Origin of the sequence: Enterococcus sp. AZ062 (genome assembly GCF_051715065.1) — a bacterium.
Lineage (GTDB): Bacteria > Bacillota > Bacilli > Lactobacillales > Enterococcaceae > Enterococcus_B > Enterococcus_B mundtii.
Map to the genome: position 1 here is coordinate 1,339,835 of NZ_JBIOTB010000001.1, position 12,883 is coordinate 1,352,717.

Here is a 12,883-nt window from a genome sequence, read left to right on the forward strand (position 1 = left end):
ACAAATGGTAGTTGGAGATTTTGCTGTTGAATTAGATACAGTTGTAATCGGTGCGGGACCTGGCGGCTATGTCGCTGCCATCCGCGCTGCTGAAATGGGCCAAAAAGTAGCGATCATTGAAAGAGAATATATCGGCGGCGTTTGTTTGAACGTTGGTTGTATTCCTTCTAAAGCGTTGATCGCAGCAGGTCATCATTATCAAGAATCACTTGATTCATCGATGTTTGGTGTAACAAGTGAAAATGTCTCACTTGATTTTACAAAAACACAAGAGTGGAAAGACAACAAAGTAGTGAAAACATTGACTTCAGGTGTCGGCTACTTGTTGAAAAAACACAAAGTTGAAACGATCGAAGGCGAAGCATTCTTCGTAGATGATCATACATTACGTGTGATCCATCCGGATTCTGCTCAAACGTATTCATTCAACCATGCTATCGTTGCAACAGGTTCTCGTCCAATTGAAATCCCTGGATTCAAATTTGGTGGTCGTGTCTTAGATTCTACAGGTGGATTGAGCCTAACAGAAGTTCCTAAGAAATTCGTCATCATCGGCGGCGGGGTAATCGGTGCTGAACTTGGTGCGGCTTACGCAAACTTAGGTTCTGAAGTAACGATCCTTGAAGGTTCACCACAAATTTTACCTACGTATGAAAAAGACTTGGTGAAATTAGTGGAAGATGACTTCAAGAAAAAAGGCGTAACAGTCATTACAAATGCCATGGCTAAAGAATCAATCGACAATGGTGATAGCGTAACTGTAAAATATGCAGTAGACGGAAAAGAAGAATCAGTAACAGCTGACTACGTGATGGTCACTGTTGGACGTCGTCCGAATACTGAAGACATGGGCTTAGAACAAGCTGGTGTTGAAATCGGTGAACGTGGCTTGATCCCAGTTGATAATCAAGGACGTACAAACGTACCTAACATCTTTGCAATCGGCGACATCGTTCCAGGCGCTGCTTTAGCACATAAAGCAAGCTATGAAGCAAAAATCGCCGCAGAAGCAATCTCTGGCAAAAAAGTAGCCGTTGACTACAAAGCTATGCCAGCTGTTGCCTTTACTGATCCTGAATTAGCATCAGTAGGGATGACGATCAAAGAAGCAAAAGAAGCCGGACTAGAAGCAACTGCTTATAAATTCCCATTCTCTGGGAATGGTCGTGCATTATCATTAGGTAAAACAGAAGGCTTTATCCGCTTAGTGACAACCAATGAAGACAATGTCATCATCGGTGCGCAAATCGGTGGAGTTGGAGCGAGTGATATGGTTTCTGAACTTGCTTTGGCAATCGAATCAGGTATGAACGCTGAAGATATCGCGTTGACGATCCATCCACATCCATCTTTAGGTGAGATCACAATGGACGCAGCTGAATTAGCTTTAGGCTTACCGATTCATATTTAATCATTCAACTAAATGCAACTTTCTCTGAAAAGAGAGAGTTGTATTTTTTTATACCCTATATTGCGACTATAAAATTATTATGTAAACTAAAATAGAGCAAAACCACTTGGAAGAAGTCTTCTTTCTATGATAAACTGAAAGGGATGAATAGAATAGGAGATAATATCTATGAATGAGTATCAATATCCATTAGACTTGGACTGGACCACTGAAGAAATGGTCATCGTGATGAACATGTGGGAGGCCCTCGAAAAAGCGAATGAACAAGGGATCAATAATCAGGAATTTCTAACAACCTATCAACAATTCAAAACAGTGATCAAATCGATCGGAGAAGAAAAACGATTAGGACGCGAATTTGAAAAAGCTTCTGGCTATTCGCTATACCGTACTATTCAAGAGGCAAAGAAGAACACCAACAAAATGCTAAAAATGAATGGGTGAGACGATGGAGAAAATGATTGAGGAAATAATTGGCTGGTTGGTAGCAGCAAAAGAAAAGATCCTTCATGCACAAAATGATCAACTAACAGTCGCAGAAAAAACGAATCGTAAAGATCTAGTGACAAACATGGATCGAGAAATCCAAGCATTTCTGATCAATAAAATCCATTCTGCCTATCCTCAAGCAAAAATTTTGGCAGAAGAAGAAGGATACAACAACTTATCTGATTTGAGTGGTCAAGTCTTTATCATTGACCCAATTGATGGTACGTTGAACTTCGTGGTACAAGGAGAAAATTTTTGTATCATGCTTGCTTATTACGAAGATGGAGTGGGACAGCTAGGATTCATTTATGATGTCATGCGAGATGAATTATACTGGGGCGGTAAAACGATCGGTGTTTACAAAAATGATGTGAAATTACCACAACCGCAAGACCTTCCATTAGATAAAGGATTAATAGCAATCAATAGCTATCTCTTCGGTCACGATCGATTCAATATCCATGCGATTGGTGAACAAAGTATCGGCGTTCGGATGTGTGGCTGTGCAGGCTTAGAATTGATTGCGATGTTAAAAGGAAACCACATCGGCTATATCTCTAATCTAAGTCCCTGGGATTACGCAGCTGGCAATGTTCTTTTGGAAGAGTTCGGTATGCGATATAGTGGGTTTTCCGGTGCGCCATTGACTTTCAGTGGCAGAGAATATTATTTAGCCGCAACGCCAACAGCCTATGAGACCATACTTGACATGCTTCAATTGGACTGATTATTTTTCTGAGTTTGAGATATGCCTATCAAATAGCTCTTATAAAATAAGTGGAGGACGATAAAATTGCTTTTTAAGCAACCTAGTCCTTCGCTTATTTGTTTAGTCAAATATAGTATCGGAATATTCATTTGTAGAATATGCTAGTGGAAGAGTTTTGTAATAGCTCCTTTTTTACATAAATTCGGATTTTTCGTGCTGTTTTGATTAGAAAAAGGGCAAATTATTAATTTTCTCGAAAAAATGAAAACATTTCACTATATTTCATGAAAAAAGTTTGGTATAATAAACAGTCGAGTAAAATTGCCCTGTGATAAAGAATCGATAAAAAAGGAGTTACTTAAATTGAATAAAAGAAATGACATCCGTAACGTAGCGATCATCGCCCACGTCGACCACGGAAAAACAACATTAGTTGATGAACTATTAAAACAATCTGACACATTAGACGCCCACACTCAATTACAAGAACGTGCGATGGACTCAAACGCACTTGAACAAGAACGTGGAATCACAATCTTAGCGAAAAATACAGCTGTTGATTATAAAGGGATTCGCGTCAATATCATGGATACACCTGGACACGCGGACTTCGGTGGTGAAGTAGAGCGTATCATGAAAATGGTAGACGGCGTTGTCTTAGTTGTAGATGCTTATGAAGGCACCATGCCTCAAACACGTTTCGTATTGAAAAAGGCTTTAGAGCAACATATCACACCGATCGTTGTTGTAAACAAGATTGACAAACCATCCGCTCGTCCTGAGTATGTGGTAGATGAAGTCTTAGAATTATTTATCGAATTAGGCGCAGACGATGATCAATTGGATTTCCCAGTGATCTACGCATCTGCTTTGAACGGAACATCAAGCTTATCCGATGATCCAGCGGACCAAGAACCAACAATGGCACCGATCTTTGATACAATTGTCGAAGCTATCCCTGCACCAGTTGACAATAGCGATGAACCTTTACAATTCCAAGTATCATTACTTGATTACAACGATTATGTTGGACGTATCGGTATCGGCCGTGTCTTCAGAGGAAAAATCAAAGTTGGTGACCAAGTATCACTGATCAAACTTGATGGCACAGTGAAGAAATTCCGTGTGACAAAATTATTTGGTTTCTTTGGCTTACAACGTTTAGAAATCCAAGAAGCTAAAGCTGGTGACTTGATCGCTGTCTCAGGAATGGAAGATATCTTCGTTGGGGAAACCGTTACACCAGTCGATCATCAAGAAGCATTACCGATTTTGCATATCGATGAACCAACATTACAAATGACTTTCTTAGTCAATAACTCTCCATTTGCTGGACGCGAAGGAAAATACGTGACATCACGTAAAATCGAAGAACGTTTGATGGCAGAATTACAAACAGACGTTTCACTTCGTGTTGAACCAACGAATTCACCAGATGCTTGGACAGTTTCAGGTCGTGGTGAACTTCACTTATCGATCTTGATCGAGAACATGCGTCGTGAAGGTTATGAATTACAAGTATCACGTCCAGAAGTTATCGAAAGAGAAATCGATGGCGTAAAATGTGAACCATTTGAACGTGTTCAAATCGACACACCAGAAGAATACATGGGTAGTGTCATCGAATCATTGAGCCAACGTAAAGGTGAAATGCAAGATATGGTCCATACAGGAAATGGTCAAATTCGTTTGACATTCTTGACACCTGCTCGTGGATTGATCGGTTACTCAACAGAGTTCTTATCAATGACTCGTGGTTACGGAATCATGAACCACACATTTGATCAATACTTGCCAATGCTTCCTGGCCAAATCGGCGGACGTCACCAAGGTGCGTTAGTATCCATCGATACAGGTAAAGCAACCACGTATTCAATCATGAGTATCGAAGAACGTGGTACTGTATTTGTTGAACCAGGAACAGAAGTATACGAAGGTATGATCATCGGTGAAAACAGCCGTGAGAATGACTTGACAGTCAATATCACAAAAGCAAAACAAATGACCAACGTTCGTTCTGCTAACAAAGATCAAACATCAGTCATCAAAAAACCAAAACAATTAACACTTGAAGAATCATTAGAATTCTTGAATGACGATGAATACTGTGAAGTAACTCCAGAAAACATCCGTCTAAGAAAACAAATCTTAGAAAAAAATGCACGTGAAAAAGCATCTAAAAAGAAAAAATAATTATTTTGACCGAATCTTAGAGAGAAATCTCTGAGGTACGGTTTTTTTTGTAACTTTTAAACCGATCAAAGATTATTCTTTTTCCTTGATAAGTAAAGTTAAATAACGCTGTTCTTTCAATTTTTACAAGTTAATATAGAAAAAATGGCGTTATCAAAAAATGATTTTAGTTTTAAACTTAACAAAGTAAAGTTTACCTATATTTATAGACATGGATGGAAGGTGAGACAAAAAAATAAAACAACGCTTCTGATTGAAAGATAAGAAAATAGCCATAACATTTTGAGAAGGAGGAGCGATGTCTTTAGATGAGAGAAATAGATACCATATAAGTAGCAACGCTCCTCCTGACGGGTAAGATCGAAGGAGGAACGTAAGGTGAGTATACGGAGAAAGATAATACATAGTGTTTTAGTGGGTGGTATGTTGTTAGGGAACTTGAATGGAGTGATTGTTCAAAGTGTATCGGCAGTTACTCAAAGAAACAATGAACAAGTAATTAGTAATAAAAAATCTCTAACTAACAATGTGATGGGAACGAAAGAAAATAATACGGTAAGTTCAAACAAAGCTAAAAAAGTAAATGAAAATAATTTGAATACAAGATATTCTGAAGAAGAAGTGAAAAAGATAATTGCAGAAGCTATAGATGATCGATTTGGTTATCTATATTCAGAAGCAATGAAATCCTTTGATCATAATTTTAAAATTGGTGAAGCAATTAAAGTAGAGGGAGATTATAGAACTTGGAATTTTCCAACTGAAGAGCCCTCAATACCTATTCCAGAAAGCTATTTAGTTGGTCAGATTTATTTAATAAACAGGATGACACTGAATCCGGAGTGGACTAGTGAAGGAATTACCAAAAGTGGTAATTGGCATGTCCGTTTTGAATTGAAAGATCGTGGGCAAACTCTTGATAATGCTGGAGCTACGATAACTATGACTAGATTAGCTAATAATCCAGTAAACGGAAATGAGATTCTTGAAAATGTTAGACTTGATCATTTATATTCACTTAGAAGTAATGGCTTTGGTATAGAATTATATAGAATGAATGGTAACGTTTCATTTCTATCTGCTGAACAAGCAATAGGTGATATTAAAGTAACAGTAAAAAATGGACCTCACAATTTAGATGAGGGACAAGACGTTGCAAATTTAAAATTGCTAGATTATCTAGATGTTAGCAATGCGAAAGGAACCGTTTCTGCTAGTTGGGTAGAAAAACCAGACACATCAAAAGTCGGCGAGCAAAAAGGGAAAGTCAAAGTTACTGATTCAGTCACTTCCAGAGAGACAATCGTTGATGTGCCATTCAATGTCAAACCTGGTCCATTACGAATGACAGCTAAATCAGGAAACTTTGAAGTTTATCAATATGATCGCTTACCAGATCCTAAAGACTATTTCGAGGTTCCAAATGCGAACGGAACTTATATCGTCGAATGGTTAAGCAATGTAAATACAAATGTTTCGGGAGTACAAAATTGGCAAGCAAAAGCTACTGCGGAAGATGGGCGAACTGCTGAAGCTTCTGTAACAATCAATGTCAAACCTCATGAAGGTCTGAAGGTCCAATTGAAACCCATTGAAGATCGAGTAATGGGGAATGAGTATCCATCCTTTGCTTCTAATTTTAAGGATTATATTGATTCTGTGACCATGAACGGTGTACCAGTTGCAGTCGATGATTTGGAGTTTGTTGAGGCAGAATCAAGTGAACCCAATTTCACATATACAGGCACGCAGCCAGTTAAGTTGACGGTACAAACACGGCATTCAAACAGTGGTGTGATGATCAAAGGAACCGGAGAAACGACCGTCAATGTTCTTTGGGGACATACGATTTATATGCGATCGGCAACCGGAGCTTCAGCGGGATCATTTTCTTTAAAAACGGATAATTCAGGAAATCCAACAGCCAAAATCGTTTTTGGTACAGGAATTCCTTCAGCAATGAATGTTGCAGTTGGACCTCTATCCTCACCATTTTCATTGTATTACTCATTTGAAGTTTTAAGAGGAAATACAGTTGTTTATAGTCAGGACGTCTCCAATCGTGCCACATTACAACAAATCATGGATCAATTTGGAAACACCTCATCAACGATCGATGTCCGTTACGATGATGTCATTAAGATCTATCATCCAGAACGAACGCCGAATAGTTCAGTCGTGATGATCGATGAAAAAGAAGAGGATTATACCTATGATTCTGAGTATGCATACTATAAGATCACACCGTATGGATTTGATCCGTTTCCGGTATTAGATGCAGAATCTTCGCAAAAAAGCTTTGTACTTGGAGAAAATACCTCTATGATTGAACCAGCCTCTTTATTGAAAAATGTAACCATCAATGGTCGTACAATCGATAGTAAGGATTATACCGTAGAAGCTCTTGTTGATTTTGATACTCATGCGATTGGTGCGAGAAAAATGAATCTAAATGTCACAACGAATGATGGTCTAGCAACGAAAGAATTCGAAGTCGATTATCAAGTCAAATGGGGAAGCACATTTGTATTGAAAGGCTTGGATAATGCAACCGTTGGAGCATTTAGTCTACTGAAAGAAAACGATCAATGGGCATTGCATGCTAGTCCAGGTGTAAGTGGGACGGACTTGAGTCAACCGGTCAATAATCATTTTGGACGAGACACCTACTATGGCATTGAAGTGATCGAAAATATTACCACCAAGTATCAATATAACGTACTAGGGAATCAATCGATTAGAGAAGGAATCGAAGGGTTCAATCAAGGAAAACCTTTGAATGTCAAACAAGGCGACGTCATCAAAGTGTATCATGCAGAACCAACAGGTAATAGTTTATTGATGCAAGATGAATTAGCAAAAGACTTTACGATGGGTTCAAATGATGCCTATTACGAAGTCACAGAACATGGGTTAGAACCGATCCTCGCGATTTCTACGGATACCAAACCACAAGAATTTAGCTTAGGTGATGATGCCACGGGGATTGATGGAACGCAACTGATCAATCAGGTAACGATCAACGGTACCGAGCTAACACCGGATCTATATACAGTGAAACAATTAGGAAACTTCGATACAACCACAGTCGGTCAAAAAGAACTTGCTATCCAATTTGACACGAAAGATGGGGTAGTATCAAAAGTCATCACAGTGCCTTATGAAGTGAAATGGGGCAGAACGATTGTGATGAAATCTAGCACTGGTGGTTCAGCAGGTGTTTTCTCACTGCAAACTACTAATACGACCAGACAATTGAAAATCCATCATGGGTTTGACTCGCCATTAGATGAGCGCTTAGGAAACGATCAAGACCTCTATTATTCAATTGAAGTCTTACGTGGCGAAAGAGTCCAGTATAGTCAAGAAGTCCCAGGTCGTGTCACGCTACAAGACGTCATCAACGGTTTTGGAACTAATGGTACTCAAGCTGTCACTGTCCAGTTAGATGATGTGATCAAAATTTATCACCCGCAAAAATCTCCTGGTAGCTCGGTACTGATGGTCGATGAACTAGAAGAGGACTTCACGTATGGTTCAGATTATGCGTATTACAAAGTAACGACTTATGGTTTTGAAGCAATGCCAGTCATGGAAGTCCATACAGCTAATAAAGCATTTTATCTCGCGCAAGATGTGACTACTGCAGCTGATGCTGAATTAATTGATCGTGTGACGATCAACGGCAAAACAGTTGATCCAGAGGAATACACAATCGAAAGACGTTCAGAAATCGATACGACGACGGTAGGAAATAAAAACGTCGCTATGCGTGTGAAAATGAACGATGGTTTAGCTAGTGTACAAGTTGAACTTCCTTATCAAGTCAAATGGGGAAGTACATTTATTCTGAAAGGTGAAGAAAAAGAAGGGAAAAAAGGTATCGTCGGTTCTTTTAGTCTGCTTGATCAAAATGACCAGTTGGCTATCTATGCCACAAAAGGTGAAGATGAAACAGAACTTAATGCGCCAGTCAATTCTGCTTATGGTCGTAATGCCTATTATCGAATCGATATCCTAGCAGATCCTAAAAATAAAGCCAATAGTTTATTTCCCGATAACATCAAATATACTTATGAAGTGGCAGGTAATCAAACGGTTCGTCAAGCAATCGAAGGGTTCAATAATGGGCAATCATTACCTGTGGAAGAAGGAGACATTTTCCGTGTCTACCATGCAGAAACAGATAACCAGAACTTACTGATGTGGGATGATATCGTCAAAAACTATACAGCTGGGTTGAATTACGCTTATTATGAAGTCAAGAATGGAGAGTTTGAGCCAATTACGATGATCCACGCAGATGTTGCTAGTCAGGAACTTGTCTTAGGTGAAGATACCAGTGAAGTAGACGTGACAACGTTGATTGACAATGTTGCATTTAACGGACAGAGTTTGAACACAGAGCTTTATAAAGTAGAACAAACGGGAGCGTTTGATACGCATACGACAGGAGAAAAAACAGTAACGGTAAAAGTATCAACGGCAGATGGTGTTTCTTCGACTGACATCGAAGTGCCATATGAAGTGAAATGGGGCAGCACGATCCATTTAAAAAATCGTAAAGGTGAAACGGTTGGATCATTTGGACTACTTAAAAACAGCAAACAAATCGAGATCCAATCTGTCCAAGGAACCGATCAAACAGTGTTGAAGAATCGAGTGAATGAATACGATGACACCGAAGTATATTATGGAATCGAAATTCTCAACGAACGTAAGCAAAGCAAATATCAATACGAGGTTCGTGGTACACAAACGATCGAGCAAGCAATTTCACGTTTTAATACTGGTAAATCACTGGCGGTGACCCCAGGTGATATCGTGAAGGTTTATCACGTAGATACTAGTAACAATTTATTGATGGCAGAAGAGAACGAACGAAACTACACCTATGGCAGTAATTACGCTTATTATAAGGTAACAGATTATGGTTTTGAGCCTACAGGTGAGTTAACAGTTGAACCTGCTCAGCCTTCTTTTGCACAAGGCACTGAAAGAGTTGACCTGAAATCGTTAGTAAAAGAAGTTAAAGTCAATGGACGTGTAATACCTAAAAATGTCTATACTGTTTCTTTAGATGGGTCATCTGAAATCGATACAGAAACTATGGGAAGTCGCTTTGTTTCTCTCGATGTCAAAGTGGACCGTAGTTATGGGAGTTTATCTACTCGTACAGAATCTTCCTATGAAATCGTTGAACCTGGCCAAGAAACAACGCCAGGAGAAGAGGACGCTAGTGCAGAAGATGGTACTGGCACATCCAACGACCCAAATGCAGATGGAATTTCAGCAGAGACTGGTTTAGGTGAGGGTTCCGCAGCAGAAGGTGATGAGAGCAAATTGCCACAAACCAATCAAACCATCAATCGAGTACTGCCATATATTGGTGCATGTTTCTTACTAGTAGTAGGATTTGTTTTATGGAAACGAAAAATGTCTAAAAAATCGTTTGATAAACAGTAACCGATAGTTAAAATGACAACGAAGCAGTTGAAAGAGCGAAAGTGATAATTACTTTGGCATCCTTTCAACTGTTTTTTTATGATCACTAAAGGAGTCACGGACAAGAAATATAAAAATAAATCCTATGAGCAAAAAACAAAATTCTCATAATAGGAAGTCAATCATTAGCTGTGGAGAACTTAAAGAAACAAAAAATGAAAGCAAGAATGGCAAGATGAATTTTTTAAAGAACTTTTAAAAGACTCGAAATGCTCTATTTTTAGTTTCACAAACGGTATTTTGTTTCACGGAGTGAGACTTGCTCTTATGAGCAGACAGAAGTAGAATAGATAGTACATGTCAAATGAATCATTGGAGAAAATGCGTAATTAATAGTTAGATGAAAGAAGTAAAACTTGAAAGTGTAAAAACAAACAGAAATCGAGGAGGGCGCATGTGGAGCAGTTATTAAAAAAATATTTTGGATATGAGCTTTTCCGCCCAGGCCAAAAAGAAATCATTGAAAAAATTATGGCTCAAGAAGATGTCTTGGGTATCATGCCGACTGGAAGCGGAAAATCAATATGTTATCAGCTACCTGCGCTAGCCTTGGAAGGGTTGACGATCGTCGTTTCTCCCTTGATCTCTTTGATGAAAGATCAAGTGGATGCTGCGAATCAACTGGGGATTGCTGCTACGTTTATCAATAGTTCATTAGAAGGATATGAAGTGGCACAACGTTTTCGTTCATTAGATGAGGGAAAGTATCAATTGTTATATGTTGCACCAGAACGTTTTATCATGCCTGATTTTATCCAAGCGATGAATCGTTGGTCCGTTCGCTTGATTGCCATTGATGAAGCCCACTGTATCTCGCAATGGGGGCATGATTTTAGACCCAGTTATTTGCAGATGGCAAATATTTTAGAAGGTATTCCTCAGCGTCCGCCCATCGTGGCCTTGACAGCAACTGCTACTGTCCCTGTAGCAACAGATATCAAAAGACTTTTAAAAATCCCTGAAAAGAACCATATTCAAACTGGATTTGCACGAGAAAATCTAAGGTTGCAGGTTATCAAAGATCAAAAAAAAGAACAATATTTGGTCGAGTATTTAAAAGTGAATCAAAATCAATCAGGCATCATTTATGCCGCGACTAGAAAAGAAGTGGATCGACTATATCAGTTGTTGGCGAAATTTGGTTTTTCCGTTGGCAGATACCACGGCGGTATTTCAGAAAGGGAACGGACGGAAATGCAAGAAGCTTTCCTCTATGATCGTATCCAACTATTAGTAGCAACCAACGCTTTTGGAATGGGAATCAATAAAAGTAATATTCGGTTTGTCATTCACTACCAAATACCAGGTTCATTAGAAGCATATTATCAGGAAGCTGGTCGTGCCGGAAGAGATGGCTTACCTAGTGAAGCCATTTTGCTATTTGCGCCACAAGATGTGCAAGTCCAAAAGTTTTTTGTTCAACAATCGCAACGTGAGGAAGCACAAAAACATAAGGAATACGACAAGATCCGAGCCATGACTGAATACGTCCATATCGAATCCTGTCTGCAACAATATATTCTTTCTTACTTTGGAGAAGCAAGCGAGCCTTGTCAGCGTTGTGGCAACTGTCTTGATGATCGTGAACTGGTCGATGTGACCACAGAAACGCAAATGGTTTTGTCTTGTTTGAAACGAATGGGTGAAAACTACGGAAAACAATTACTAATGAAAGTCCTTGCCGGATCAAAAGATCAGAAAATCAAACAGTTTCAGTTTGATCGATTGTCTACGTATGGTCTACTAAGGAATCTGTCACAAAAAAATATATTGCAGTTGATCGACTATCTGATTTCAAGTGGCTACTTACTTGCGGCTAGTGGTGAATACCCTGTTTTGAAAGTCAGCGATCTTGGGGTGCAAGTGCTTATGGGAAAAGTAACTGTACACAAAAAGGAACCCAAAAAAGTGCAACAATTGTCGCATGATGAAACAGATGGTCTATTTGAAGTATTACGCCAGTTACGGACCGATTTAGCTGCTGACGCGGGCGTTCCACCATACGTTGTTTTTTCAGATGCAACACTCAAAGAAATGAGTCGTAATCGTCCAAAAGACCGATTGGCACTTCTCCAAATCAAAGGGGTAGGACAAAGCAAGCTCGATAAGTATGGTGAAATGTTCTTGCAATCAATCCAAAATTTCCAAGAAAGCGCTACGCAAAGTGATAGTGAAAAAACATAAAAAAAAGCCTAGATAAATCTAGGTTCTTGCTCAGTTATTGCGTAAAATATGCTATAATGAATGAACTTAGAAATGGAGGGAAAGGCAAATGGATTCTCTTTCAAAAGAGACGGCACTTAATGTGTTGATTGATGAGGCAGATCGCATCAAGCGTTTGATCCAAAATCAAACAAACAGTCTTTGTATCTCACAATGTAAAGCCTTTGAAGAGGTAGTCGATACACAAATGTATGGATTTTCTCAACAAGTGAGTTTTGCAATACGTGTAGGGATCATTGAAAAAAAAGAAGGGCAACTGATGCTCAGTGAGTTAGAACGTCAATTGAATCACTTATACAATGAAGTTTACCGAGAAAATTATGATAAAAAAGAAAGTGGCAAGGGGGAATAAG

At 39.0% G+C, this 12,883-nt stretch carries 7 protein-coding genes; all 7 read left to right on the top strand.

Annotation, left to right across the window (positions count from 1 at the left end):
* The first annotated feature begins 4 nt into the window (after positions 1-4).
* The 7 genes from lpdA to IGJ00_RS06510 all read left to right on the top strand — a co-directional run bounded on the left by lpdA (position 5) and on the right by IGJ00_RS06510 (position 12,882).
* A complete protein-coding gene (lpdA, locus tag IGJ00_RS06480) occupies positions 5-1,411 on the top strand; it encodes a dihydrolipoyl dehydrogenase (protein ID WP_010735668.1) in 1,407 nt (468 codons plus the stop codon).
* A 168-nt stretch (positions 1,412-1,579) separates the two neighbouring features.
* Positions 1,580-1,855, top strand: a complete 276-nt coding sequence (locus IGJ00_RS06485; protein WP_019723241.1) for a UPF0223 family protein — start codon at positions 1,580-1,582, stop codon at positions 1,853-1,855.
* A gap of 4 nt (positions 1,856-1,859) precedes the next feature.
* A complete protein-coding gene (locus tag IGJ00_RS06490) occupies positions 1,860-2,627 on the top strand; it encodes an inositol monophosphatase family protein (protein WP_074799747.1) in 768 nt (255 codons plus the stop codon).
* A gap of 345 nt (positions 2,628-2,972) precedes the next feature.
* On the top strand, positions 2,973-4,802 hold the full coding sequence (typA, locus tag IGJ00_RS06495; protein WP_010735665.1) for a translational GTPase TypA: 1,830 nt from the start codon (positions 2,973-2,975) through the stop codon (positions 4,800-4,802).
* A 378-nt stretch (positions 4,803-5,180) separates the two neighbouring features.
* On the top strand, positions 5,181-10,268 hold the full coding sequence (locus tag IGJ00_RS06500) for an LPXTG cell wall anchor domain-containing protein (RefSeq protein ID WP_438844221.1): 5,088 nt from the start codon (positions 5,181-5,183) through the stop codon (positions 10,266-10,268).
* A gap of 435 nt (positions 10,269-10,703) precedes the next feature.
* Entirely contained in the window at positions 10,704-12,491 is a 1,788-nt protein-coding gene (gene recQ, locus IGJ00_RS06505; protein ID WP_071867120.1) for a DNA helicase RecQ, read from the top strand.
* Positions 12,492-12,579: 88 nt separating this feature from the next.
* Entirely contained in the window at positions 12,580-12,882 is a 303-nt protein-coding gene (locus IGJ00_RS06510; RefSeq protein WP_010735661.1) for a YlaN family protein, read from the top strand.
* The last annotated feature ends 1 nt before the right edge of the window (position 12,883 follow it).

What these genes read in the sequence shown, in the direction of transcription:
- IGJ00_RS06485 (WP_019723241.1), top strand. Translation starts at nt 1,580, where the DNA reads ATGAATGAGTATCAATATCCATTAGACTTGGACTGGACCACTGAAGAA.
- IGJ00_RS06490 (WP_074799747.1), top strand. Translation starts at nt 1,860, where the DNA reads ATGGAGAAAATGATTGAGGAAATAATTGGCTGGTTGGTAGCAGCAAAA.
- lpdA (WP_010735668.1), top strand. Translation starts at nt 5, where the DNA reads ATGGTAGTTGGAGATTTTGCTGTTGAATTAGATACAGTTGTAATCGGT.
- IGJ00_RS06510 (WP_010735661.1), top strand. Translation starts at nt 12,580, where the DNA reads ATGGATTCTCTTTCAAAAGAGACGGCACTTAATGTGTTGATTGATGAG.